Raw genomic sequence first — 26043 nt, forward strand, 5'->3', positions numbered from 1 at the left:
GTCCTTTCAGTCGTCGCGGCCGAGGAGGACGCCCATCTCGGCGGCGCGCCGCGTCGCCGCGTCGACCGCGGCGGCGATCGCCTCGCGCACCTTCCCGGCCTCGAGCGCCGCGATGCCGCGCTCGGTCGTGCCGCCTTTCGACGTGACGCGCATGCGCAGCGTCGCGGGATCCTCCGGGCTCGCCTGCGCGAGCTTGACCGCGCCGTCGAAGGTCGCGTACGCGAGCCGGCGCGCGTCCTCGGCATCGAATCCGTGCGCGCGCGCCGCCGCCTCGAGCGCCTCGATGAAATAGAACACGTAGGCGACGCCCGAGGCCGCGATGCCGGTCACCGCGTCGAGCGCCTCTTCCCGGTCGACCGGCACGACTTCGCCGCAGGCCTCGAGGATCGCGACCGCGGACGCGCGGCTCTTCTCGTCGACCGACGGCGCCGACCAGACGCCCGCGATGCCGGCGCCGACGAGCGACGGCGTGTCGGGCATCGCGCGCACGATGCGCGCGTAGCCGCGAAGCCAGCGCGAGATGTCGGTGCTGCGCGAACCCGCCGCGATCGACAGCACGACCGGGACCGGCGCGACGAAGGGCGCGAGCGCCGTGCAGGCCTCGCGCATCTGCTGCGGCTTGACCGCGAGCACGACGACACTCGTGCCCGCGACCGCCTCGGCGTTGACGGACGCGAACGTGCGCACGCCGGGCAGCGCGCGTTCGAGCTTCGAACGCTGCGCGTCGACCGGATCGACGATCGCGATGTCGCGCGCCGGACGCCCGCGCGCGACGAGGCCGCCGGCGATCGCGTTCGCCATGTTGCCGCCGCCGATGAACGTGATCATGGAGAGATGTCGTGGATGAATGTCGGATGAAACCTGTCGGGGAACAGCCGCCGCGCACCGCACGTCGCGCGCGGCCATCGTACCGTCATTGTCGCCGACCTGTCCTGTCCGCCGCGCGCTGCGCGTTCATGCCGGCCCGCGCGAGGGTGAACGCGTCCGCTCGCCGAAGAGCGCGGTGCCGAGCCGCACCTCGGTCGAGCCTTCGAGGATCGCGGATTCGAGATCGCCGGTCATCCCCATCGACAGCACGCGCGCGTCGAGCCCCGCGTCGAGCGCTTCGTCGCGGCAGCGTCGCAGCCGCGCGAACTGCGCGCGCTGCAGGCGCAGGTCGTCGGTCGGCTCGGCGATGCCCATGAAGCCGGCGAACGCGAGACCCGGCAGCGACGCGACGACCCGTGCGAGCGCGAGCGCGCCCTCTGGCGCGACGCCGCTCTTCGACGCCTCGCCGCTGATGTTGACCTGGACCAGCGCCTCGATCGGCGTGCGCCCGGCCCTCGCCGTCGACAGACGCTGCGCGATCTTCGGCCGGTCGATCGACTCGACCGCGTCGAACACTTCCGCGGCCAGCGCCGCCTTGTTGCTTTGCAGCGGACCGATCAGGCGCCATTCGAGGCCGGCCAGTTCCGGAAGCGCCGCCCGCTTCTCCGCCGCCTCCTGCACGTAGTTCTCGCCGAAGCAGCGCTGTCCGAGGCCGAATGCCTCGCGGACCGCCTGCGCCGGCCGGGTCTTGGACACCGCGCACAGCCGGATCGCCGCCGGGTCGCGGCCGGCCGCCTCGGCAGCCCGGACGATGCGCACCCGCGCGTCTTGCCATGCCTTCTCGTCGAGGCCCATAATCGGATGACGTTGGCATCGCGCGCCGGACGGCACGCTTCGTGCTTGCGGGAATCTGCTGCGCTGCCGCCGTCGGAAACGGGAATGCGGTTCGCGCCCAACCGTCGTTGATCAGAGTCCGGGGATTATAGGGCCCCCACCATGGACATCACCGAACTCCTCGCCTTCGCGGTCAAGAACAAGGCGTCCGACCTGCACCTCTCGTCGGGGCTGCCACCGATGATCCGCGTCCACGGCGACATCCGGCGCATCAACCTGCCGCCGATGGAGCACGAAGACGTGCACGCCATGGTGTACGACATCATGAGCGACGCGCAGCGGAAGATGTACGAGGAGACGCTGGAGTGCGACTTCAGCTTCGCGGTCCCCAACCTCGCGCGCTTCCGCGTCAACGCGTACAACCAGCAGCGCGGCGCGGCGGCGGCGTTCCGCACCATCCCGTCGAAGGTCCTGTCGCTCGAGGAGCTGAACGCGCCGAAGATCTTCGCCGACCTGACGACGCGCCCGCGCGGCCTGATCCTCGTGACCGGCCCGACCGGCTCGGGCAAGTCGACGACGCTGGCCGCGATGGTCAACCACGTCAACGAGAACGAGTACGGCCACGTGCTGACGATCGAGGACCCGATCGAGTTCCTGCACGAGTCGAAGAAGTGCCTGATCAACCAGCGCGAGGTCGGCCCGCACACCATGTCGTTCTCCAACGCGCTGCGCGCGGCCTTGCGCGAGGACCCCGACTACATCCTGGTCGGCGAGATGCGCGACCTCGAGACCATCCGGCTCGCGCTCACCGCGGCCGAGACCGGCCACCTCGTGTTCGGCACGCTGCACACGAGTTCGGCGGCCAAGACCATGGACCGCATCATCGACGTGTTCCCGGCGGCCGAGAAGGACATGGTCCGCGCGATGCTCTCCGAGTCGATCGTCGCGGTGATCTCGCAGACGCTGCTCAAGACCAAGGACGGACAGGGGCGCATCGCGGCGCACGAGATCATGATCGGAACGCCGGCGATCCGGAACCTGATTCGCGAGAACAAGGTCGCGCAGATGTACTCGGCGATCCAGACCTCGCAGGCGATGGGCATGCAGACGCTCGACCAATGCCTGGTCGAGATGGTCCGGCGCAACCAGGTCTCCGGCGCCGAGGCACGCGCACGCGCCGTCAACAAGGACCTGTTCGCGGGCTGACTCCGACGGGGATACCGCCATGGAACGAGAACGCGCCACCAAGTTCATCCACGAGCTCCTCGACCTCCTGGTCAAGCAGAAGGGCTCGGATCTCTTCATCACCGCGGACTTCCCGCCCGCGATCAAGGTGGACGGCAAGATCACGCCGGTGTCGAAGTCCTCGCTCACGCCGCAGCACACGATCGAGCTGGTGCGCAGCGTGATGAACGACAAGCAGGCGGCCGAGTTCGAGTCGACCAAGGAGTGCAACTTCGCGATCAGCCCGCCGGGCGTCGGACGCTTCCGCGTCAACGCGTTCGTCCAGCAGGCGCGCGTGGGCATGGTGCTGCGGACCATCAACACCAACATCCCGAAGTTCGAGGACCTCGGGCTGCCGCCGGTGCTGAAGGACGTGATCATGAGCAAGCGCGGCATCATGCTGTTCATCGGCGCGACCGGCTGCGGCAAGTCGACGTCGATGGCGGCGCTGCTCGGCTACCGGAACGAGAACAGCTTCGGCCACATCATCACGATCGAGGACCCGATCGAGTTCGTGCACGGCCACTCGAACTGCATCATCACGCAGCGCGAGGTGGGCGTCGACACCGACGGCTGGCAGATCGCGCTCAAGAACTCGCTGCGCCAGGCGCCCGACGTCATCCTGATCGGCGAAATCCGCGACCGCGAGACGATGGACTACGCGGTGGCGTTCGCCGAGACCGGCCACCTGTGCCTCGCGACGCTGCACGCGAACAGCACCAACCAGGCGCTCGACCGCATCATCAACTTCTTCCCCGAGGAGCGGCGCAGCCAGCTCCTGATGGACCTCTCGCTCAACGTGCGCGCGTTCGTCGCGCAGCGCCTGATCCCGCGGCGCGACGGCAAGGGCCGCGTGCCCGCGGTCGAGGTCATGCTGAACTCCCCGCTCGTCTCCGACCTGATCTTCAAGGGCGACGTCGGCGGCATCAAGGACATCATGAAGCGCAGCCGCGAACTCGGCATGCAGACCTTCGACCAGTCGCTCTTCGACCTCTACGAGGGCGGCCTCATCAGCTACGAGGACGCGCTGCGCAACGCCGACTCCCTCAACGACCTGCGCCTCACCATCAAGCTCGAGGGCAAGGAGGCGAAGAACCGCAACGTGTTCTCCGGCCTCGGCAACCTCGACATCGTTCCCGATGCGCCGACGCCGGCGTCGGGAACAGTTTTCAGATGACAGGAGTCAGTTGACAGTTGCGACGGAGACTCCGGTGGCTGCGCGTCGAGCGCGGGCACGCGACGCAGCAAACCGGCGCCGGACTTGGTGCAGCGGGCATTCACGGCGCCGGGACCGAATCAGCTGTGGGTTGCCGACATGACGTACGTGCCGACCTGGGATGGCTTCATCTATCTCGCGGTGGTGCTCGATGTCTGGAGTCGGCGTATCGTCGGCTGGGCCATCGGCGAATGCATGACGGCCGACCTCGTGCTGGCGGCGTTGAACATGGCCCTTGCGCAGCGGAAGCCGAAGCAGCCGGTCATCCATCATTCGGACCGTGGGTCGCAACCCGGCGCTGGCGTTCGGCAAGCGGTGCAGGGAGATGGGCGTCCACCCGTCGATGGGCAAGTCCGGGGGGTGCTCGAGGGCAGCCGTGCCGACGTGAGCCTGCTTGCCGGCCTGCTGATCGACAAGATGCAGTGGCACCTGCCGCTGCACCGGCAGCACCAGCGCATGGTGCAGGCCGGGATTCGGGTCAGCCGCGGCTGGCTCACCGAGATCACGGCGCAGGCGGTCGGGCTGCTCGAGCCGATCTACGACGCACAGCTCGAATCGATCCGCGGCTCGCGGGTGAAGGCGATCGACGAGACGCCGATCAAGGCGGGGCGCTCGGCGCCGGGCAAGATGAAGGCCTGCTACTTCTGGCCGGTGTACGGCGAGCTCGACGAGGTGTGCTTTCCGTTCTTCGCGACCCGCGCGCACGCGAGTGTCGAGGCGATCCTGGGCTTGCAGCCGCGCCGCGATGCGGTGCTGCTGAGCGACGGCTACGGCGCCTACGCGGCCTACGCCGAGAAGACCGGCATCGCTCACGCACAGTGCTGGGCGCATTGCCGGCGCGAGTTCTTCAAGGCGCAGGCGGTGGAGCCCGAACTCGCCGGCCAGGCGCTGGCCCGGATCGGCCGGATCTACGAGATCGAGGAAGACATCCGCACCCGCAAGCTCGCGGGTGCCAACAAGCACCTGCATCGACTGACGCACTCGAAGTCAGAGGTGGAGGCCTTCTTCGAGTGGGTCCGGCAGCGGCTCGAGGACCAGGCGCTGTTGCCGACCAGCCGGTTCGTGCAGGCGCTGGGCTACGCGCACGCGCGACGACACGCGCTGTCGCTGTTCCTCGGCGATCCGGAGTTGCCGGTCGACACCAACCACCTCGAACGCAGCCTGCGTCCCATCCCGCTCGGTCGGAAAAACTGGATGTTCAGCTGGACCGAGCTCGGTGCCCGGCAGATCGGCATCGTGCAGAGTCTGCTCGTGACCTGCCAGTTGCACGACATCAACGCCTACGATTACCTGGTCGATGTCTTGCAGCGTGTCGACCGCCATCCCGCGACCGAGGTCGAGCAACTCACGCCGCGGCTGTGGAAGCAGCACTTCGCCCACCAACGGCTGCGTTCCGAGATCGAGCGCCTCGCGCTCTGACAAGTACGCCGCTCGGCGAGCGGTTACACTGAATGAACGTTTCGCGCTATTTCATGGCGAGCGCCATCCGTCAACCCTGAGATCGGCCGAGCCCGAGCCCGGGGCGCCCTTACCGCGCGACCGTCGATGCTCCCGGCGGGCCGCCCGGCGGCCGGTGCGCCGCCATGAACGCGCCGGTGATGACGCCCACGCCCTCGCGCCGGGCGTGCTCTTCGAGGCGGCTGCGGATGCGCTCGCGCAGGAACGCGGGGATGCGCTGCAGCCGGGTCTCGGCCTCGGGCTCCCAAGCGATGGCCGCGCTGGCGGCGCTGCCCGCGCAGGAAGCGGGCGGTGGCTCGGGCGGACGCGCCGGCGCCCGAACGTGCCGGCAATTCGGATCCTCGCCCATCAGGTCGCGATGACGCGCGAAGGCGCGCGCACGGCAGCCGCCGCAGCTATAGCGAAAGTCGCAGTCGGCACATCGCCCGCGCGGCAATTCGCTGCGCAGCCGCACGAGCGTCGGGTGCTGCTCCCAGATCGTGCGCAGCGACTCCTTGCGCAAGTCACCGACGACCTCCGGGATATAGGGGCACGGTGTCACCGTCGCCTGCGGGGTGATGCGCAGATAGCGCCGGCCGGCGAGGCACGCGCTCGACCAGTCCGCGAAGTCGCCGCGGGCCTCGGTCGCCTGCAGCCCCAGCACGCGGCGCAGGTACGGCGCGCAGCGCGCGCGCACCTTCATCTGCGGTTGCGCGCGCTGGAGGTGCACGATCTGCGCCAGCGTCTGCTCGTAGGCTTCGGGGGACAGATCGGTCTGCGTGGCGCCACGGCCGGTGCAGACGAGAAAGAACACGTTGAACGCGATCGCACCGCTCGCCACCGCCAGGTCCGCGATCGCCGCGAGCTCGCGCCGGTTCTCTTCGAACACCGTCGCCTGCACGAGCAAAGCGAGGCCGGCCGCGCGCGCCGCCGCCATGCCGCGCAGCGCGCCCGCCCAGGCGCCCGGCTGGCCGCGCAGGCGGTCGTGAAACCCTGCCGTCGCCGAATCCAGGCTGACGCCCACCCCGAGCGCGCCGGCGGCGCGCAGGGCCGCTGCGCGCCGCGGGTCGAGCAGCGTGCCGTTGGTGCCGACCACGGGCGCGAGGCCGCTGGCGGCGGCGGCCCGGATCAGTTCGGGCAGATCGCGGCGCATGAGCGGCTCGCCACCGGTGAGCACCAGCATCGCTCCGGGGGCGAGGGGCGCGATCTGCGCGATCACCTCGCGGGCGGCGTCGCTGTCGACGTCGTCGCGCGCCTGGCCGCGCTGCACGGCGTCGAGGTAGCAGTGCGCGCACGCGAGGTTGCACCGCCGCGTGAGGTTCCACGAAATGAGATGGGGCGCGGGCACGCTCGCGGCCCCGCGCTCCGGCAAGCCGGGCGGCGCGCTCAACTCCCGTCCGCGCTGCGGGAGCGGCCTCGCAGCCGGCGCAAGCCGGCGACCTGGGCGGCGAACACACCGGCGATCACGGCCAGCGGCGCGAGGTAGGTCGCGACGCCGGTGGGCTGCTCGAGGCTCAGGAAGTACCAGGTGGAAACCGACTTCTCGCCGCCCCGCTCCATCTTCTCGCCGTTCCAGGCCGCGAACGCGACCGGGAAGGTCTTGCCGCGGTCGAAGCTGAACGCGTCCTGAGCGCGCGGGATCGAGATCACGGTCTTCCAGACGCCGTCCTTCCATAGCGCCTTCGCTTCGGCGTCCTGCGCATCGGCGGCGACCGGCTCGAGCGTGCCGAAGCCGTGCGCGACGAGCTTTTCGGCGGCGTGCTTGCCTGCGAGCGCGGGGTCCATCAGCGGATTGCCGACCCAGCGGCTGGGCACGAACGCCTTGTCTGCGCCGTCCTTGCCGTAGTCGGCTGCCTCGGCGATCTCGTTCGCGGCGCGCGCGGAGAACGGGTACCAGTCGACCGCCATCTGCGGGTACTTCTCGTCGACGTCCGGGGGCGCGTCTGCCGCCCAGTCCGCCTTCCATTGGTAGATCACCACCGGGCGTTCGCGCTCACCCATGCCGAAGAAGGGAATGCCCTTGGCCGGATCGTAGGGAAACTCGATCGCGACCGCGTCGCGGAACGCCTGCGCCCCGCCTTCCATCGCGTTGCGCTCGGTGTCGCGCCACTCCAGGCGCAGGCCGAGGCGCTCGGCGCTGTACAGCGCGCGCACCGTGAGCGCCTTCACTCCCGCATCGTAGCGGCGCGGCTTGACGACCGCCTGCGCAGCGAGCGGCACGTCGAGCACGTCGGACTCCTGCCAGGCCTGCGCGTCGGGGTCGTCGGGGATCTTGTCCACCGGCCGCGCGAGCAGACTTGCCTTGTCCGCGGACTGCGCGCGAGCCGCCGGCGACGCGAGCCAGCCGCCGAGCGCGGCAAGCGGCATGGCGAGCCACGAGCGGCGCCCGCTGTTCGGCCTAGATGCACGCATGGTTCACCTCGCTTCCTCCGGCCGCCGCCGGCGCGCCGCATCGCGCCGCGCACGCTCCGTCGGACGCTTCCGGTGCCTCGTTCAAGCGGCCGCCTCCGCCTTCCGGCACCTCGAGCCGCGCCGCCTCGGCGGCGACGAAAGCCTCCAGCAGCAGCGCGAGCGACCGGTACGGCCCCTCGCCGGCGACCACGGCGAGGCGCTGCGCGAAGCCACGCGTCCAGGTCGCAAGGTGCTGCCCGAGGAACTTGGCCTGCGCCGCGCGGCATTGCGCGGCGCGGTCGGACGCTTCCCCGCGCTCGGCCGCGTGCGCCTCCTTCAGACACAGGAAGTGCATGAATTCGAGCTCGACGCTCACATGGTCGGCGCGTTCGTGCAGCGCCGGTGCGGTCTGCAGGCCGAACGCGCGGTAGAAGCCCGCGATATCGGCGAGCGTCTGCGTCTTCTGGAACAGGTTGGCCTGGTCGTATTCGGCCGCGTACGGCGGGCATTCCTTCGAAATCGCGTGGCCGAAGCACTGCACGTGCGCCGCGAGCCAGCGCCGCGGCCGCAGCCGCGGCAGGAGCGTCCGCCACGCCCGCGCCTGCGCGAGCGCCACCGCGTCGCCGAGCGTGCGGAGGTCCGACTCGAGTCCGGCCACCTCGCGGCGCAGCTCCGCGAGCTGCGCGGCTTGCGGGTCCGCGAAGGCGAGCGACAGGTAGCGGTAGACGCTGCTGCGGTGCGGCGCGAGCGAAGCCTTCATATCGAGTTGTAGTGCTTGTCGGAACGCACGATCTTCGGCTCCTCGACGGTCACGCGCGCGACCTCCTTGCCGCTGCGGCCGTAGCCGATGACGGTGTCGTTGTACATCTCCCACTTGCGGCCGCCCACGGTGGCCTCGAACACCTTCGGGCCGGGAACGATCTTGTAGCGCGACACCACGGTCTGGCTGGCGCGGAAGAGCTGCAGCACCGCGAGCAGCTCGCGCGAGGGGCGGGTGTAGCGCTCGATCGCCTCGTCCACGCCCGGTCCGAACATCTGTCGCAGGTAGGCCCGCGGCGCCCAGCGCGGCGGGATGTAGTAGCCGTTCGGCCCGGTGCCGAACTGCGGGTACAGCGGCAACGCCACCTTCTCCACCTTGACGAGGAAGTAGAGCGGGTTGTCCGGCTGCTCGACCCAGGCGCCGTCGGTGCCGATCTCGACCAGCCCCTGCATGCGGATCTTGCCCACACAGGCGGCCATGCAGCGGGTCTCCATCGGCTCGCCTTCGGTGAGCGCATCCTTGCCCTCGATGCGCGGGTAGCAGGCGATGCACTTTTCCGACACCCGCGTGGTGGCGCGGAACATCGGCTTCTTGTAGGGACAGGCCGCCACGCACTTGCGATAGCCGCGGCAGCGCTTCTGGTCGATCAGCACGATGCCGTCCTCGCCGCGCTTGTAGATCGCGCGGCGCGGGCAGGCGGCGAGACAGGCCGGGTACGCGCAGTGGTTGCACAGCCGCTGCAGGTAGAAGAACCAGGTCTCGTGCTCGGGGAGCACGGCGGCTTTGAGGTTGAGCGAGGCCCGCTGGTTCTGCGAGCCGGTGGCGGTGTCCTCGTAGATGTTCGGGAAACGCCATTCGAGGTCGGTCGGCTCGTAGCCCAGCGCGACCGCATCGCGGCGGTCCGCGGCGCGCGCCGCCTCGAACACCGTCATGCCTTCGTACACGCCGTACGGACCGGTCTTCGGGTCCTGCTTCGACGGGTCCCATGCCGCCTCGCGTCCCGCGTCGCGGTGCGCGGCGTCGAGCAGCTCGAGCAGCTTCGCGTCCCAGAACTGCGGGTAGCCGCCGTAGGGCTTGGTCTCGACGTTGTTCCACCACATGTACTCCTGGCCCTTGGAGAAGGTCCAGGTGGACTTGCACGCCATGGTGCAGGTCTGGCAGGCGATGCAGCGGTTGATGTTGAAGACGAACACGAATTGCTCGCGCGGATGCGCCGCGCGGTAGGGGTACTCCATCGGCCGGCCGAGCTGCCAGTTGTGGACCTTAGGCATCGCGGGTCCCCCATTGCGCGAAGACCTCGCCGATCAGCGCGCGGAAGCGCTCCTCGCCGAGCGTGCGGTACAGCCCGTGCGTGGCGCGATAGCCCGGACGCGCGAACAGCGCGCCGATCCGCCGCTCGTCCCAGCCGAGCAGCAGATACTCCTCGATCAGGCAGCGCGCCATCGCCGTCGGGTCGCCCGCCGGAACGCTCACGCCCACCAGCGCCATCGGGTCGCCCTGCTCCGCCGGTTTCGTCACGCCTTGCCTTTCACTTTGACCGCCTCGCCCTTGAGGTAGCGCGCGGCGAACGCGCTTTCGTGCGCCGGCGAGTACCCGCTCGCCGCCGGCTCCCACACGCCGCTGCCGCCGAGCCCGCCGGGCTCCGCCTTCTGAATGCGCACCAGCGTCTCCTTGGGCACGGTGTTCACCGCGTGGTTGTCGACGTCGAAGCCGAACACGAAGCCCATGCCGCCGACCTTCTTGTGGAACAGGCTGTCGGTCTGGTGCATCGGCGGCGCCCAGCCGCGCGTCACACTCTGGTGCGAGCCGTAGCGGAAGTTCGACTGGTAGCCGGTGTCGGCCGCGAGCGCGCGCTTGTCGGGCCGCGTCTCGTGCGCCTTGACCGTGCGCTCGCTGGCGATCCAGGCGCTGTGCTTGGTCATGACCACGTTGTACGGATACGCCGGGTTGTACTTCACGCGCGTCAACAGTCGGAACGCCTTGTAGCGCGGGTCGGATTCCTTCCAGCCGGCGAACGGCCGGTCGACCGGGTTGGCGTCCACGTGGATGTAGTCGCCATCCTCGATGCCGAGGTCCTTCGCCGCCTGCGGGTTCATGTGCACCTGCCAGTCGCCGACGCCGGGCTGGCGCGTGTCCATGCGGTACGGGTCGCCGAAATTGGTGCTCCAGATCCAGTTCCAGTCCACCGTCGCCCACGAGGAGTGCGTCGTGTGCCGGCTCTTGGGCGTCATGCAGTAGAAGCGGTAGCCCTGCTCCCACAGCGGGTTCTTGGTCGCCTTGACCTCCTTCCACGGCAGCTTGTTGTTGGCCACCGCCCGCAGGTCCGCGTCGAGCGGCTTCGCCTGCAGCATCTGCGGCGTCACGCCGTAGTTGTTCGGCCGCACGAAGGGACTCGAGGAGACGATCACGCCCGGCAGGTAGGGCGTGGCCTCCGGCGCCTCGCGGTGCACGACCAGGTTCTCGCCGTACTCGATCGCCTCGGGAATGTCGGTGTACGCGTTGAGCCGCCCGGTGTCGGTGTAGAAGGGCAGGCTGTCGTGGATCTGTTCGTAGAACGCGACCCGCGGGTAGGTGCGGAACAGCAGCAGCGCCGCGCCCGGCTCGCCGTACTTGCCGGCGAGGATGTCGCTCACCTGGTAGCCCTGGGTGGTGCACGAGGCATCGAGCACGCGCTGTATGTACACCTCGGGCTTGCCTTCCAGCATGAACTTCCAGTAGTCGCGGAAGCGCTGCTCGCCGGTGAGCTTGGCGAGCTTGTCCGCGACGAGGGCGAAGATCATGCCGTCGTCCTTGGAGTCGTACAGCGGCTTGATGCCGTCGCCGCCCCAGATCTGCAGGAACGGGTTCGAGCACGAGACGCCGCACTCGCGGGTCTCGAACTCGAGCCAGGTGTTCGCCGGCAGGACCACGTCGGCGTACTCGGCGGAACCGGTCCACTCCACCTGCTGATCGATGATGCAATCGATCTTCGGGTTGACGTTGACCAGCAGGTGGTAGATCCACTTCGCCTGGTTCATCAGGTTCGCGTTGTTGTACCACATGAGCTTGGTCGGGCTCGGCATGTGGGTCTTGCCGGTGAAGTTCCTGCGGCCCGCGGGGGTCTGGACGATCAGCGGACGCTCGCCGAAGCCCCAGTAGCTCATCTCCTCGCCGTGCAGGCACTCGCGAACGTTTTCCCGGCCGATCTTCGCCTTGGGGTCGAGCACCGGCTTGAACGGATCCTCCTCCACGTACGCGCCGCCCACGCCCGGGCCCGACCACAGCGAGCCCTGGAACAGCGCCCCCTTGTAGTTGCCCGCCCAGGTGTGCGCGCCGGAGCCGGGAATGCCGATGCTGCCCACCAGCATCAGCGGCAGGCACACCGCGCGGTTGTGCAGCGTGGCGTGGAAGTAGTGGTTGATCCCCTCGCCGTAGTGGACCGCGATCGGGTAGGCCTCGCGCGGCTTGCCCTTGTAATCCGGGTCCCAGAAGCGGCGGCCGAAATCCTTCGCCAGCTGCTCGAGCAGGTCCTTCGGCGCGCCGCTGATGTCGCTCGCGGTGTCGAGGTCGTAGTCGCGCAGGTGCACGCGGTACATCTCCCACACCGTCATCGCCTCGACTTCCTTGCCGTCGACGAGGCGCAGCTTGCCCTTCCAGTCGAGCCGCGGCTCGATGCCCTGCGCGGCGAGGTGCTTGCCGACGTCGTCGCGGCTGACCGGCTTGACGCCGCCCGCCTTGCCGTCCCAGACCAGGAAGTCGCCGACCCGCTCGCGCTGCTCGGCGGTCAGGCCGTGGATGGCCATTCCCGGGCCCTTGGAGATGTCCTTGTTGCGGTAGCCGGCGATGACCTCCTGCGGCTTCACCCGCTTGAGCGTGTCGGTGCGCACGAGCAGCGGAAAGTCGGTGAACTGCTTGACGTAGGCCTCGTCGTACCAGCCCTTGTCCATCAGGTAGCGCGTGACGAACAGGAAGATCGAGGTGTCCGACAGCCCGGGGCGCACCGAGATCCAGTAGTCGGCCTTGCTCGCCGCCGGGTTGTACTCCGGCGCGATGACCGCGATCCGCCCGGCGCGCTCGATGATCTCGGTGAGCCAGTGCGCCTCGGGCATCTTGTTCTCGATCAGGTTCTTGCCCACCTGCACGGTGAACTTGGTGAAGCGCAGGTCGTTGAGGTCGATGTCCGAGGTCTGCAGGCCATGGACGAACGGCTGGCCCGGCGCCTGGTCGCCGCGCCAGGTGTATTCGGACCATTCGCGCGCGCCCTTCGCCTTGTCGGGGCCCACCTTGCGCACCTGCGCGTCGAGCAGCCCGAGCATGTTGGCCATGCGAAAGGTGCCGAACTTGCCGATCACGCCGTGCGGCGGCAGCGAGCTGCCGAGCTTCATGGTGCGCGTGCCGGCCTCGTCCCAGTGCTCGAGCATGTCCTCGGGGTAGCCGTCGTCCTTGACCAGCCGGCGCCTGCCCTCCGCGCCGCTGTACGTGCGCGCGATCGCGATCAGCGCCTTGGCGACGTAGGTCGTCGCCTCGTCCCACGACACCCGCACGAAGGTGTCGGTGCCGCGCGCGTCGAAGCGGTACTGGCTGCGCAGCTTCGGGTTGTCCGACAGCGGCGGAAAGCCCGCGTCGGCCCACTGCCGCCAGCCGCTGCGGATCATCGGTCCCTTGGCGCGGTAGGGCCCGTACACGCGCCGATGCATGGTGAAGCCCTTGAGGCACATGCGCGGGTTCCAGGCCGCCGTCGCCTGGTTGCCGTACAGGTCCTTGTAGCGGTGGTGGTCGTAGTTCTGCTCGATGCGCGTCACCACGCCGTTGCGCACGAACGCGCGCACGCGGCACATGTGGGTGTCGTTGGGGGCGCAGATGTAGGTGAAGCTGCGCTCGTACGCGTACTGGTTGCGGTAGACCTCCTCCCAGTCGCGCTCCGGATAGTGCTCGAGCGGGTTGTCGATCCCCGGCGCGGCGACCAGCGTGCGGCCGGCAAACGCACGCTCGGTCGCCGCCAGCCCGGCGAGCGCTCCGCCGGCGGTCGCGGCGCGCTGCAGGAACTGCCTGCGCGTGAGCTTGCTCATGGACGCTATTCCCTGCGCGGTTCGAAGTTGCTCGCGCGATAGATGTAGAGGATCGCCTGCCACGCCTCGTCGGGCGAGAGGTCGTTCGCGTGCAGCGTCGAGGCGTCGGGCTCCTCGTCGCCGGCCACCCATTTCGGCATGGCGCTGTTGAACTGGTTCTGGAGGCCGCCGATGGTCAGCCGCCAGTACACGTAGGGCAGCGTCAGTTGCGCGATGGTGCCGGCGTCGGTGAAATCCGCCGGCCGGATCGGGTAGCGGAAGGCGTCCGCGGCGGGGCCCCGGCCGTCGAGCTTCTCGCCGTGGCAGACCGCGCAGTTCGCCTCGTAGACGCGCTTGCCGGCGGCGACGTCCTCGGCACGCCACTTGGCCGGATCCGCCGCCCAGGCCGGCACCGCGATGCGCTTGAGCACCTCTTCGCCCACGGTCGGGTGGCGCTGGAAGATCTCTACCGGCGGCGCGTAGTGCGGGCGCAGTGCGTCGTAGACCCACCAGCCGAGCACCAGCGGGAGTACCGCGAGCAGCGCCCAGCGCTGGCCACGGATCGCGCGCGGCTCGCGCTCGGGCACCTGCACGAAGAAGTCGACGAAGCGGCGGATGCGCGCATCGTCGAGGGTGACGTGGATGATCGCGCCGGCGATGACGAACCCCATGTACAGCAGGATCACGCTTCCCGGAATCACCGGGCGCACGAGCTTCAGCCCGACGTAGATCGCCGCCACCACCAGGACCACGCCGGTGGGCAGCGGCAGCTGCGCCCACGCCGCGCGCAGCCGCTTCATGGCTTGCTCCCGGCGAGGTACTCGATGAGCGACTTGAGCTGCGCGGCCGTCAGCATGCTGCCGTATTCCTGCGGCATCATCCCCGCAGGGAACTCCTTCGCCTCGTACGCCTTCGGATCGACGATCGCCTCGACCAGGAAGGCTTCGAGACTCATCTTGCGCCCCGCCGCGACCTGCCGCAGCCCGCCCGCCTCGAGGCTCGGCCCCAGCACCTTCTTGCCGGCCTCGAGGCTGTGGCAGCCGAGACATCCGAGCGTGCCGAGCAGCGCCTTCGCATCCAGCGTCGCGGCGGCGGCCGGCGCCGGGGCGGCGGCCGCGCCGGCCGGCCGCGGTAGTTCGCCGATCTTGGCCGACGGCTTCCCTCCGAGCGACTGGAGGTAGTTGACCACGGCGACGATCTCCTCGTAGCTGAGCTTCGCGGGCACGCCGGTCGAGCGCGGCATGATGTTGGTGTAGCCCTCGACCACGTACGCGCCCGGCTCGTACAGCGCCTGCACCAGGTACTCGACGAGGCCGCCCGGGCCGCCGGCCGCGCCCCTGGCGCGGCGCGTGGCGACGTCGGCCAGGTTCGGCCCGCGGCCGCCGCCCTTCACGCCCGCGCCGGGCTCGAGGGTGTGGCAGGTCATGCAGCCGCGCTGGCGAACCAGCGTCGCGCCGAGCGCAGCGAGCTCCGCGGGGGTCATCGCTTCCGTGATCGCGAGCTTCTGCGGCGGCTGCCAGCGCGTCTGCGGAATCCAGTTGGCGAACCAGACGAAGAATCCGACCACGATCACCGCCGGCAGCGCCGGCGCGGCGTACGCGGCGGCGCTCCTCACTGCGGCTGTCCCTGCGGAGCGAGGTCGACCAGTGTGCGCTCCTCGGTCCGGTGCGCCATGCCGGCGATCGCGAACGCCACCGCGAGCAGCGCGAAGAAGATCGCGGTGATCAGCGTGATGACCAGCGCCGCCTCGCCGAGCGAAGGCAGCCCCGCGCCGGGCGACGTGTCTTCCACGATCCCGAACACATGCCAGTTGAGCCGCGCGCCGCTGCGCGCGTAACCCATGAGGCCCATCAGCCACACGATCACGACCGCGAGCAGCACCAGCACGTACTGGCCGCGGCGCGGCAAGGTGCCCCAGCGCACCGCCGCGACCGTCCTTGCCCCGCGCAGCAGCGCCTGGTCGAGCGCGAAGGTGACTGCGATCCCGCCGATCAGCACGTAGATCTGCCAGATCGACGTCTTGATGCGGATGTGCGCCGGCGCGAAATAGCCGTAGATGCCGAGCGCGGTGATGGTGAGCGCCATCAGGCCGACGAGCCCCCACTCCACCCTCGTCCCGGTGCGCGCCCAGGCGACCGCCGGCTCGCGCCCGGCCCGGCGGTACAACAGGTAGCTCGCGTACAGCACCACCAGCACCAGCGTCACCGCGATCATCTTCGGCGCCATCACGCCGAGCGCCCCGAGCACGGGATGGAAGCCGCCGGTCGATTCCTCGATGCTCGCGGCCATCGTGTGCGGCGTGGCCCAGACCGCGAAGCCCGCGATGAGCAGCACGTTGAACACCGGACTCCAGCGCTGCTGCGCCTGCGAGCCGGGGATGCGCAGCAGCCCGAGCCAGGAGTAGTACGCCGCACCGATGAACAGCACCGCGATCACGATCGCCTGGATGATGAACAGCCACGAGAGCACGCCGCCCATCAGCGTCACGCCGTAGGTGGCGGAGAACGCGAACAGCTCGAAGCCGAAGTAGTAACCGGCAAACGGCAGGAACAGCATCGTGAACAGCGCGATCAGGTTGCCCGTGTAGCCCATCCAGTCGTACAGCGCCCGCTCGCGGGCGTCTTCGCTCAGCAGCAGCCGGTACGCGGCGTAGGCCGAGCACAGCAGCGCGCCGAAGGTGACGTTGGCGACCAGGCGGTGGATGTTGAGCGGCATCCAGCCGGGGTTCCACACGGCGTCGAACAGGCTCACGAGCTGGCCCTGCTCGTTCACGCCGGCGGGGGTCATCATGTACGTCGCCCACGCATCGGCGATGAACATCACGATGGTGCCGAAGACGTTGAGCAGCAGCCCGAGCAGCAGGTGGAACCATTTCCAACGGCCCTGCCACCGCTTCCACCCGTAGTACCAGAAGTACAGGCACAGCGTCTCGGCGATGAAGAACAGCGGATAGACGACGAAGGTCGGGCCGAACACCCCCGTCATGTGGCGCATGAAACCCGGATACGCGGCGAACAGCAGGAAGCCGAGCAAAGCGCCGGTGATCGCGGTCAGCGAGTACGCAACCGGCAGCAGGCTCGCCATCTCGTGCGCGAGCCAGTCGTGGCGGCGCGCGGCGACGCGGTCGGTCTTCTCGGCCCGCCACCCCAGGTACTCGATGAACAGCGCGAACATCGGCACCGCGAGCACGAACGCCGCGAACTCGAGGTGCAGTTGCGCCGCGATCCAGGCCGCGAGGCGGCTGTCGATACCGAGGATCGTGGCATAGGCGGCCGACTCGGGCGTCTGGGCCAACGCCGCGCCACACAAGACGGCCGGCGCGGCGCCCAGCATACGCGCGGCGCCGCGCCGCCAGGCTCGAGTCGCATTGCCTGCCGCCATTCGCTCCCCCGCGCTCGCTTCCCCCACGGCGGGCGCGTGCAACATTCGGACCAGACGTCCGCGGCCACCACCGTCGCGTTTCGCGGTCGCCGATTGAACGAATTGCTCAATCCGCAGCGCGAATGTCGGCGCGCGACGGAACGATTCGTTCAACGCCACGCTGCCCTCACGGCGAATCGCACTGCACGATCTCGCGCCCTTGCTGGCACGATCTCTGCCTCAAGCGCGCAGACACTTGCCGACGGGGTCTGAAGCGCTCATGAGCCAGTCTGTCGCCGATCACGCGGCCGCGCCCGCAGCGCGCGCCATGCCGAGCGAATCCGCCGCCGCACCCGGGTACCGGGCCGTTCTCGCCGCGCTCGACGGCTCGGACCGCTCGGACCGTGCGCTCGCCGAAGCGCTCGCGCTTGCTACCGCGTTCGGCGCCCGGCTCGCCGCGGCGCACATCTACGCGGCGCGCCTGCACGACCTGCGTTTCCGCCAGATGGAGGGCGGGCTACCCGAGCCGTACCGCGAAGACGAGCGGCTCGGCGAGCAGCGCGCGGTGCACAACGAGCTCATCGAGCGCGGGCTGCGGCTGATCTCCGACTCGTATCTGGACGCCGCCGCAAGCGCCTGCGCGGCGCGCGGCATCGCGTTCACGCCGCTGAGCCTCGAGGGCAAGAACTACCGTGCGTTGCTCGACGAGGCCAACTCGGGGCGGCACGACCTCGTCGTGCTCGGCGCGAACGGCCTCGGCGCGAGTGCCGATGGCGAGCTCGGCACGGTGTGCGAGCGCGTCGCGCGCCGGGCCGCGATCGACTGCCTGATCGTCAAGGAGCCGCAGCGCGCGCTGGCGGAGGGCGCGCTCCTGGTCGCGCTCGACGGGTCGGCGCAGTCCTGGGGCGCGCTGCGCTGCGCGCTCGCGCTCGCGCGGCACCTGCGCGCGCCGCTGCACGCGGTGTCGGCCTACGATCCGCACTTCCACTACACCGCGTTTCGCCGCCTCAACAGCGTGCTCTCCGACGAAGCGCGGGCGCTGTTTCGCTTCGAGGCCCAGCAGCGCCTGCACGAGGAGATCATCGACGGCGGACTCGCGCGCATCTACGAGGGCCACCTCGCGGTGGCGGAGTCGATGGCGCGCGAACACGGCGTGCCCATCCAGACCCGACTGCTCGAGGGCAAGCCGTGCGTGGCCATCGCGCGGCACGTCCGGGAGCTGCGGCCCGCGCTGCTCATGGTCGGCCGCCTCGGCGTGCACGCCGACGCCGGGCTCGACATCGGCGGCAACGCGGAGCGCCTGCTGCGCGCGGTCGACTGCGCCGTGCTGTTGGGCGCGCGAGCGCACCGGCCGCCCGCGGAGCTTCTCGCCGAAGCGACCATCGGCTGGACCGCGCAGGCCGAGCAGCGCCTGGCGCGCGTGCCCGAGTTCGCCCGCCCGATGGCGCGCCTCGCGATCCTGCGCTTCGCCCAGGAACGCGACCACACGATCGTCACCGGGGATCTCGTGCTCGAGGCCGTGAATGCGCTGTGCCCCCATCTGCGCCACGCCGCGCCCGCGTCCGCGCGCCCGGCCGGCGAGAGCGACCGTTGAACCCCGAAGTGCTGGTCGTCGGCGGCGGGATCTCCGGCTTGTCGGTCGCCTGGTGGCTCGCGCAGCGCGGCGTGCCGGTGGAGGTCTGGGAGCGCGCCGGCGCACCCGGCGGGGTCATCCGCACGCACCGGGCGGGCGGCTACGCGATGGAGACCGCCGCCTCGCTGATGCTCAATTTCCGTCCCGAGGTCGCCGCGCTGCTCGCGCAGTCCGGGCTCGCGTCCAGGAAGCTCTCGCTGCCGGGCAACCTGCCGCGCTTCGTGATGCAGCGCGGGGCGCTCGCCCGGGTGCCGATGCGCGCCGGCGCGCTCGCCTGCGCGCCGTTCTGGAGCTGCCGGGGTCGGCTGAGGCTGCTCGCCGAGCCGCTGGTCCCGCGCGGCGGCCACGAGGATGAAACGGCAAGCGCCTTCATCGAGCGCCGCCTGGGCCGCGAGGCGCTGGACAAGATCTTCGAGCCGTTCCTGGCGAGCACGTTCGGCTGCGACCCGGATCGGGCGCAGGCGCGGGCGGTGCTGCCGCGGCTGGCGGCGCTCGAGGACCGCTACGGCAGCATCGCAGCCGGCGTGATCGTACGCAAGCTCCGGCGCGAGGCCGCTCCGGCCATGGAGCTGTTCTCGTTCGAGGGCGGCATGCGGACCCTGGTCGACGCGCTCGCGCTCGCACCGGGCGTGCGGCTGCGCACGCACTGCGCGGCGGTCGCGCTCGTGCGTCAGGCGGGAGGCTGGCACGCGCAGGGGCGCGGCACGACGGGCGAGCGCAGCGTGCACGCGCGGCACGTCGTGCTGAGCGTCCCCGGCGCGGAGGCGGCGGCGTTGCTCGGGCCGAGCGACCCCGCCCTCGCCGGCTTCATTGCGCAAATCGACTACGCGCCGCTCGCCGTGGTGCATCTCGGTTTCGACCGCGCCGCGGTCGCCAGCCGTCTCGACGGCATGGGCTTTCTCGCCCCGCGCGCGGAAGGCGGTGCGCTGCTCGGCTGCCAGTGGACGAGCGGCGTGTTCAGCGGCCGCGCGCCGGCCGGCAAGGCGCTGCTCAGTGCGTACCTCGGCGGCGCGCGCGCCGCGCACATCGGCGCCTGGGACGAGACGCGGCTGGCCGACGCGGCGCTGCGCGAACTCGCCCCGGTGCTCGGGCTCCGGGGCACGCCGGAAACGGTGTACGTGGCGCATCACCGGCGCGCCCTGCCGCTGTACCACGGCGCCCACCTGCAACGGGTGCGACGCATCCGCGAACGGCTGCGGCTGTGGCCGGGCCTGCACCTGGCCGCCAGCTACCTCGACGGCGTCTCGACCCGCGAGCGGATCGTGAGCGGGCATGCCGGCGCCCGCGAAATCTGTTCGCAGTTGTGCCAGGACGGCGCGATGGGGTGGGACGCGCGCGCCAACGCACACGCCCCGCCCCGCCGGGAACCAGCGCCGGCGACTACAATGTAGAGCGTTGGCACCTTGTCGGAGCGGTCATGCCGATGGCGTTTGGACCCTCCAGTCTGCAACGGCAGAGCCCGGCCGCGTGCGTTCCGCCGGTGAACTCGGCCGGGAGGGGCGCGCGCTGGTTCGCTTCGCGCTGGCTCGCCTGGCTGATCGGGTTGACGGTGAGCGCGGCGACGCTCGGTCTGTGGGCGGCGCTGCTCGCCCAGGAGCAGGCGCAACTCAGCCGCGCCACCGCGCTCCAGCTCGAGCGTGTGCGCAACGAGCTTCGCGTGCACCTGGAAGCGCGCATCCTCGCCCAGCTGCGCATGGCGCGGCGCTGGGAAGCGCGCGGCCAGCCGCCGCGCGAAGAGTGGGAATCCGACGCCGCGCACTACATGCGCCACTACCGCGGCCTCCTGAGCATCGCGTGGGTGGATCCGCTGCTCCAGGTGCAATGGGAAGTGCGGTCGGCCGACGCCGCCGGCGCGCTGCTCGACCCGGGATCGGCTGCCGTGCAGGCGGCGTGGCGCGCCGCGCTCGGACGCGGGCAGGTCGCGCTCACCCGCTTCGTCGCGGGTCCTGCGGGCCAGCAGGTCCTGATGGTCGACGTGCCGATCCTCGGCGGCCACGGATTCGGCGGGCTGATCGTCGCCGCGTACGGCGTGCAAGCGCTGCTCGACGAAATCCTGCGCGAGGACATCGCCCCCGGGTACGGCATCCGGATCCTCGAGGGCGAGCGCACGATCTACCTGCGCGGGCAGGCGCTCGACGATGCCGATTCGCCGTTCGAGCAAGAGACGGCCATCCGGCTGGCGAACGCGGACGGCCGGATGCGCATCTGGCCGCAGGCCGGGACCCGCGCCGCGATGCGCTCGCCGCTGCCCCAGGCGGTGCTTGCCGGAGGGCTCACCCTCGCGCTGCTGCTCGCGCTCGCGACCCGCCTGACGCGGATCGCGCGCGCGCGCGAGACCGAGGCGGAAGCCGCCAACCGCGAGTTGCAGCGCGAGATCGCGGCGCGCCACACGGCGCAGGAGCGGCTGAGGAAGCTTTCGCGCGCGGTCGAGCAGAGTCCGACCATGGTGCTGATCACCGATACCGCCGGCACGATCGAATACGTCAATCCCAAGTTCACGCAAGTGACCGGCTACACGCTCGACGAGGCGAGGGGGCGCAATCCGCGCATGCTGAAGAGCAACCAGACGCCGCGGGAGACCTACGACAAGCTGTGGGCCACGATCCGCGCGGGGGCGGAATGGCGGGGCGAGCTGTGCAACCGCAGGAAGAACGGCGAGACGTACTGGGAGCACATCGCGATCTCGCCGATCCGCGACGAGCGCGGGGCCGTGACCCATTTCCTGGCCGAGGCCGAAGACATCACCGAGCGCCGGCGGCTGCAGGAGGAGGTCGCGGCGAGCAACCGCCGGCACGCCGAAACGCAGGCGCTCGCGGCCATGGGCCAGGCGGCGAGCATGATCGCGCACGACCTGCGCAACCCGCTGTCGACCATCAAGATGAGCCTCGGTATCCTCGGCAAGCAGACCGGCCGGCCGCCGACCGACAGCGAGCACGAGATCAACCGCATCGCGCTCGACCAGGTGCGCTACATGGAGGAGGTTCTGTCCGACCTGCTGACGTATTCGCGCCCGGACGCCTTGCAGCCGACCTGGCTCAGTCTGGGCAAGCTGCTCGACGCCGCCGTGCTGCTCGCCCAGCGCGAAATCGAGGAGCGCAAGGCGCGGGTCGAGACCCGCTGTGAACCCGGCCTGCCCACGCTGCACGGCGACGCCAACAAGCTGCGGCAGGCATTCTCCAACCTCATCATGAACGCGGTGCAGGCGACCGAGGGTGTCGCGGGTCGCACCCCCGAGGTCGTGGTCAGCGCCCGGCTGCGCCTCGGGCCGCAGCCGGCCGAGATCTGCGTCGAAGTCCTCGACAACGGCTGCGGAATCCCGCCGGCGCTGCGCGAGCGCGTCTTCGAGCCGTTTTACACGAGCCGCGCCAAGGGGACCGGCCTCGGCCTGTCCATCGCCAAGCGCATCGTCGACCAGCACCGCGGCCGGCTCGAGCTGCGCGCCGCTCCACACGGGGGGACCTGCGCGACGGTGACCCTGCCGGTCGGTCCGGTGGGGGATGCGGCGTGAGCCCGAGGGCTTTGGCCTTGGCCGCGGCGCAGGGGGTCGTCGCATGAGCGCGGTCCTGATCGTCGACGACGACCTCGCGAGCTGCCGCACGCTGCAGCTTCATCTGCGTGCCCAGGGCCACGCGGCCCACGTCGCGCACAGCGCGGAGGAAGGGCTCGCCGCGGCGAGGGCGCTGCGTCCCGACCTCGTGGTTCTCGACATCCGCATGCCGGGGCGCACCGGCCTGCAGGCCCTGCCCGAGTTCAAGCGGGTCTGCCCCACCGCGCCGGTCATCATGATCACCGCGTTCCATGAAATGGAGAGCACCATCCAGGCCATGCAGGGAGGCGCCACCGATTACATCCAGAAACCGATCGACATCGACGAGCTGGACGCCGCGGTCGCCAAGGCGCTGCGCGCGCACGACGCGGACGCAGACAGCGTGCTGGTCGTTCCGGCGCCGGGCGGAGCGCGGCCCGGCGGCGAAGTCATGGTCGGACACAGCCGCGTGATGAAGGAGGTGTTCAAGACCATCGGCCTTGCCGCGCAGAGCACGGTCACCGTCCTGATCACCGGCGAATCGGGCACCGGCAAGGAGCTGGTGGCGCGCGCCATCCATCGCGCGGGCGCCAATCCCTCCGGACCGTTCGTCGCGGTCAACTGCGCGGCGCTCGTGGATACGCTGATCGAGTCCGACATGTTCGGGCACGAAAAGGGCGCCTTCACCGGCGCGGTGGAGCGGCACGCGGGCAAGTTCGCCATGGCGAACAACGGCACGATCTTTCTGGACGAAGTGAGCGAGCTGTCGCCCGCCGTCCAGGCGAAGCTCCTGCGCGTGCTCCAGGAGAGGGAATTCGTGCCGCTGGGGGGCCGGACTCCGCAGAAAACCAACGCGCGCGTGATCGCGGCGACCAACGTCGACCTGCGCGAGCGCGTCGCGCAGGGGGCGTTCCGCGAGGACCTGTACTACCGCCTGCAGGTGGTGACGATTCACCTGCCGCCGCTGCGCGAGCGGCGCGAGGACGTGCCCGAGCTGGTGCAGGCGTTGCTCGTGCGCATCAATCGGGAAGTGCGGCACGGCACGGTGCGCATGCATCGCGACGCGCTGCGCTGCTTCCAGGCGTACGATTGGCCGGGCAACGTGCGCGAGCTCGAGAACGTGCTGATGAAGGCGGTCGCCTTGTCCTCGTCGGAGACGATCGGCTGCGACATGCTGCCCGCGCACCTCTGCTCGCACCCGGGCCAGATCGCGAAGCCGGCCGAGCCCGTCGCGCAACGCAGCCTGCTCGAGATCGAGAAGGCGCACGTCCTGCGCGTGCTGGAAGCCACGGGCTGGCACCGCGGACAGGCCTGCGAGATCCTCCGGGTATCGCGGCCGCGCCTGCGCCGCATGATCCGGCAGTTCGGCTTCGTCGCCCCCGCGGACGCGCCACCGGACGAAAGTGAATCGCACGAGGAGCACTCTGAGCTTTCCCTCGAAATTCGTCTTCCAAGGGTCTTTGGATAGGATAGGCGAAATGGAGGTTGGGAATGTTGCATTGCTCGTCGGTGCTGCTTCTGGAGCTGCTGGTCTTGCATTCCGCACATCGCCGGACGCATTTCCCGGTAATTTCCGGAGCGCTCGCCGGGATCAGTGATCGCGAGGCGCTTCGGCCTCGATGAGTCGTTCGGTTTCGCTCTCCCAGGCACGCAGTAGCTTCTTGACCTTGCGGTAGTTGGCGAGGGCCTGACGCATGAGCCGGGCCTGCTCGGCCGAGAGACGGCGGCGCACGAGCTTGCCACGCCGACAGGAGACGGTCCACGGTTTCGCCGCGGGGATGTTCGGCATCGACGCCGACCAGATGCGGCGATTGTCAGACGACCGCATCGGCCGCGCCCTGGATCGACTCTTCGACGCCGACCGCGCGGCGCTGCTCACCGAGGTGGTGGTCGCGGTGGGGCGGCGCTTTGGCGTGACCTTTGATCGGCCGCACGACGACTCGACCTCGGTGGCCTTCTGCGGCCGGTACCGCGCGGTGGCCGGCCGGTCCGATTTCCTGTACGTCGCCGACCCCAAGCTGTGCTCGTACGCGAACATGCAGCACATCGACGCTGCGGGCGGGCGCTTCGTCACCGTGATGCCGCGAAGCCGCCAGGAGGATGCGCGCTTTCGCAAGTGGATCCAGTCCCACACCCCGGACTGGGAACTGGTCCGGGAGCGGCCGAATGTCCGGCACGCCGACGGCCCGCGGGATTGCTGGTACGTGTACCGGCCGCAGTTGTCCTCGATGGAGGGCTGGCCCATCCCCTGGGTGTGGAGCACGCTGCTCACCCTGCAGCAGCGCGCCGCCCGCGACCGCCGGGTCGCCGCCGCCACCGAACAACTCGAGCAGCTGCACCGGCGCCTCGCCGGCGCCCGGGCGCGGTTGCGCGGCGCCGCCGAGATCGACCGCCGCGTGCAGGAAATCCTCGAGCAGTACCGGGTCGCCCGCTACCTGAAGGTGCAGCGCGTGGTGCGCGAGGAGCACAGCTTCAAGCAGGCCCGGCGTGGCCGCCCCGGTCCTGACACCGCCTACCGCCGCATCACCCTCCGCCGCTTCGACATCGAGTATCGCCTCGACGAGGACGCCGTCGCCTACGACCGCAGAAGCGACGGGATGTGTCCGCTACTCAGCAACCACCGCAACCTCACCGCCGCCCAGGTGCTCGAGGCCCACAAGGGCCGGTCCACTATCGAGAAGCGCTTCGAGCAGGTCAAGACCGTGCGCGAGATCGCCCCGGTGTTCCTCAAGAACGAGGGACGCATCGAGGCTTCACGCCATACTTCTTTGCGCTGCTCGCCCAGGCGCTTATCGAGCGCGAACTACGCGGCGCGATGCAGCGTGAGAACATCCGACGCTTCTTGCAACCGACAAGTACTTCGCGCACGCCGCCAAGCACTGCCCGCTTCGCGTTTGGCCGGCGAGGGCGCGCGCAAGGCGTGATGCCTGAGAGGCTGTCAAGCGGTGTGGGATCACTCGGCCTTCTCCAGGGGCCGCGCCCGGCTGCTGGCGCACCGGGTCGTGGAGGGGTTCTTCGCCGAGGTCCTGCGCTTGGCCGATCGGCAGGGCCTGCTGTCGATGGAGCACTACCCGGTCGACGGGACGCTAAACCAGGCGTGGGCGAGACAGAAAAGCTCCGACCCAAGGACGGGTCGGACGACCAGCGGCCAGGCGACGGCGGGCGCAATGCCCTGGCCGACTGGAAGGGCCGGCCGCGAAGCAACGACACCCACGCGAGCACCACCGATCCAGGCGCCCGCGCCTGCCGCTGCAATGGCGGCGCGGTCGGAGGAGAACTTCGCCATGACTGACATCAGAGCGATCGAGCGGGAGATCGAGCGCCTTGATGACAAGACGTTCGCTGCATTTCGTGATTGGTTCATCGCGTACGAAAATGCGCGGTGGGATCGGCGGATCGAAGCTGATGCCGCTGCGGGAAAGCTCGATCCGTTGGTTGAGGAGGCGCTAGCCGAGCATCGCACAGGAAAGACCCGGCCGATGTGAAACACTCGGCGTCGTCGCGATTCCGGGCGCAGTACAGCGCATTGCCGACGGAGGTTCGTGAACTCGCGGACAAGAACTTCCGGTTGCTGAAAACGGACTCGTCGCATCCGTCGCTACATTTCAAGAAGCTCGGGAGTGTGGTCCGCGCGTGTTGGCCTGCACTATCGTGCGCTTGCGGTGGAGGTCGACGGCGGTTGCCTGTGGGCGTGGATCGGCAGCCATGCCCAGCATGACAAGATGCCGTGATGTCGATCGCAGCGTCTCCTGACGTCGCAGTTCTGCGCATGGATGCGAAGGGCGTCCGGCTCAAGCCGGACCCACGAGGATCTTCGGCCCGATCCGC

20 protein-coding genes and 2 pseudogenes are annotated in these 26043 nt (G+C 69.9%); 10 read left to right on the forward strand and 12 right to left on the reverse strand.

Features of this window, described 5'->3' with window-relative positions:
* Window positions 1–6: 6 nt before the first annotated feature.
* Window positions 7–828, reverse strand: a complete 822-nt coding sequence (locus HS109_10730) for a pyrroline-5-carboxylate reductase (GenBank protein MBE7522845.1) — start codon at window positions 826–828, stop codon at window positions 7–9.
* Between the two features lie 126 nt (window positions 829–954).
* The gene (locus HS109_10735) at window positions 955–1662 is read right to left on the reverse strand and encodes a YggS family pyridoxal phosphate-dependent enzyme (GenBank protein ID MBE7522846.1); all 708 of its coding nucleotides are present in this window, start codon (window positions 1660–1662) and stop codon (window positions 955–957) included.
* A gap of 141 nt (window positions 1663–1803) precedes the next feature.
* Between HS109_10735 and HS109_10740 the strand changes: the two genes are divergently transcribed.
* The 4 genes and pseudogenes from HS109_10740 to HS109_10755 all read left to right on the forward strand — a co-directional run bounded on the left by HS109_10740 (window position 1804) and on the right by HS109_10755 (window position 5500).
* Window positions 1804–2847 (forward strand): type IV pilus twitching motility protein PilT, encoded by a 1044-nt coding sequence (locus HS109_10740; GenBank protein MBE7522847.1) that lies wholly within the window; start codon window positions 1804–1806, stop codon window positions 2845–2847.
* 19 nt (window positions 2848–2866) lie between these two features.
* Window positions 2867–4042 (forward strand): PilT/PilU family type 4a pilus ATPase, encoded by a 1176-nt coding sequence (locus HS109_10745; protein ID MBE7522848.1) that lies wholly within the window; start codon window positions 2867–2869, stop codon window positions 4040–4042.
* A gap of 42 nt (window positions 4043–4084) precedes the next feature.
* Window positions 4085–4430: pseudogene (locus HS109_10750) on the forward strand (DDE-type integrase/transposase/recombinase).
* Between the two features lie 35 nt (window positions 4431–4465).
* A complete protein-coding gene (locus tag HS109_10755; GenBank protein MBE7522849.1) occupies window positions 4466–5500 on the forward strand; it encodes an IS66 family transposase in 1035 nt (344 codons plus the stop codon).
* Window positions 5501–5609: 109 nt separating this feature from the next.
* On the opposite strand, the gene HS109_10760 is transcribed toward HS109_10755, so the two are convergent.
* The 9 genes from HS109_10760 to HS109_10800 are packed head-to-tail and all read right to left on the reverse strand — an operon-like array spanning window position 5610 to window position 16990.
* On the reverse strand, window positions 5610–6866 hold the full coding sequence (locus HS109_10760) for a radical SAM protein (GenBank protein MBE7522850.1): 1257 nt from the start codon (window positions 6864–6866) through the stop codon (window positions 5610–5612).
* A gap of 38 nt (window positions 6867–6904) precedes the next feature.
* The gene (locus tag HS109_10765; protein MBE7522851.1) at window positions 6905–7930 is read right to left on the reverse strand and encodes a hypothetical protein; all 1026 of its coding nucleotides are present in this window, start codon (window positions 7928–7930) and stop codon (window positions 6905–6907) included.
* Entirely contained in the window at window positions 7917–8669 is a 753-nt protein-coding gene (locus tag HS109_10770) for a molecular chaperone TorD family protein (protein MBE7522852.1), read from the reverse strand. The genes HS109_10765 and HS109_10770 overlap by 14 nt, the downstream gene beginning before the upstream one ends.
* On the reverse strand, window positions 8666–9940 hold the full coding sequence (locus tag HS109_10775; protein MBE7522853.1) for a nitrate oxidoreductase subunit beta: 1275 nt from the start codon (window positions 9938–9940) through the stop codon (window positions 8666–8668). Before HS109_10775 ends, HS109_10770 begins: the two co-directional genes overlap by 4 nt.
* Window positions 9933–10187, reverse strand: a complete 255-nt coding sequence (locus HS109_10780; GenBank protein MBE7522854.1) for a hypothetical protein — start codon at window positions 10185–10187, stop codon at window positions 9933–9935. Before HS109_10780 ends, HS109_10775 begins: the two co-directional genes overlap by 8 nt.
* On the reverse strand, window positions 10184–13717 hold the full coding sequence (locus HS109_10785; protein ID MBE7522855.1) for a molybdopterin-dependent oxidoreductase: 3534 nt from the start codon (window positions 13715–13717) through the stop codon (window positions 10184–10186). Before HS109_10785 ends, HS109_10780 begins: the two co-directional genes overlap by 4 nt.
* Before the next feature lie 5 nt (window positions 13718–13722).
* A complete protein-coding gene (locus HS109_10790; protein MBE7522856.1) occupies window positions 13723–14496 on the reverse strand; it encodes a cytochrome c in 774 nt (257 codons plus the stop codon).
* Entirely contained in the window at window positions 14493–15311 is an 819-nt protein-coding gene (locus HS109_10795) for a c-type cytochrome (protein MBE7522857.1), read from the reverse strand. The genes HS109_10790 and HS109_10795 overlap by 4 nt, the downstream gene beginning before the upstream one ends.
* Window positions 15308–16990: a cytochrome ubiquinol oxidase subunit I gene (locus HS109_10800; GenBank protein ID MBE7522858.1), complete on the reverse strand. Its 1683-nt coding sequence runs from the start codon at window positions 16988–16990 to the stop codon at window positions 15308–15310. The genes HS109_10795 and HS109_10800 overlap by 4 nt, the downstream gene beginning before the upstream one ends.
* A 394-nt stretch (window positions 16991–17384) precedes the next feature.
* On the opposite strand from HS109_10800, the gene HS109_10805 reads away from it, so the two are divergent.
* The 3 genes from HS109_10805 (at window position 17385) to HS109_10815 (ending at window position 23683) form a co-directional block, all read left to right on the forward strand.
* Complete coding sequence (locus tag HS109_10805; GenBank protein ID MBE7522859.1) at window positions 17385–18650, forward strand: universal stress protein; 1266 nt, start codon at window positions 17385–17387, stop codon at window positions 18648–18650.
* A gap of 1240 nt (window positions 18651–19890) precedes the next feature.
* Window positions 19891–22197: a PAS domain S-box protein gene (locus HS109_10810; protein ID MBE7522860.1), complete on the forward strand. Its 2307-nt coding sequence runs from the start codon at window positions 19891–19893 to the stop codon at window positions 22195–22197.
* A 43-nt stretch (window positions 22198–22240) separates the two neighbouring features.
* Entirely contained in the window at window positions 22241–23683 is a 1443-nt protein-coding gene (locus tag HS109_10815; GenBank protein ID MBE7522861.1) for a sigma-54-dependent Fis family transcriptional regulator, read from the forward strand.
* Window positions 23684–23806: 123 nt separating this feature from the next.
* Here HS109_10815 and HS109_10820 read toward each other — a convergent pair whose 3' ends face one another.
* A complete protein-coding gene (locus HS109_10820) occupies window positions 23807–24004 on the reverse strand; it encodes a hypothetical protein (protein MBE7522862.1) in 198 nt (65 codons plus the stop codon).
* Between HS109_10820 and HS109_10825 the strand changes: the two genes are divergently transcribed.
* The 3 genes and pseudogenes from HS109_10825 to HS109_10835 all read left to right on the forward strand — a co-directional run bounded on the left by HS109_10825 (window position 23994) and on the right by HS109_10835 (window position 25700).
* Complete coding sequence (locus tag HS109_10825; protein ID MBE7522863.1) at window positions 23994–25139, forward strand: hypothetical protein; 1146 nt, start codon at window positions 23994–23996, stop codon at window positions 25137–25139. The two genes, HS109_10820 and HS109_10825, sit on opposite strands and share 11 nt — an antisense overlap.
* Window positions 25140–25157: 18 nt before the next feature.
* Window positions 25158–25456, forward strand: a pseudogene (locus tag HS109_10830) (IS5/IS1182 family transposase).
* A gap of 43 nt (window positions 25457–25499) precedes the next feature.
* Window positions 25500–25700, forward strand: a complete 201-nt coding sequence (locus HS109_10835) for a hypothetical protein (protein MBE7522864.1) — start codon at window positions 25500–25502, stop codon at window positions 25698–25700.
* The last annotated feature ends 343 nt before the right edge of the window (window positions 25701–26043 follow it).

The sequence above is a fragment of the Burkholderiales bacterium genome (genome assembly GCA_015075645.1).
Classification (GTDB): domain Bacteria; phylum Pseudomonadota; class Gammaproteobacteria; order Burkholderiales; family Casimicrobiaceae; genus VBCG01.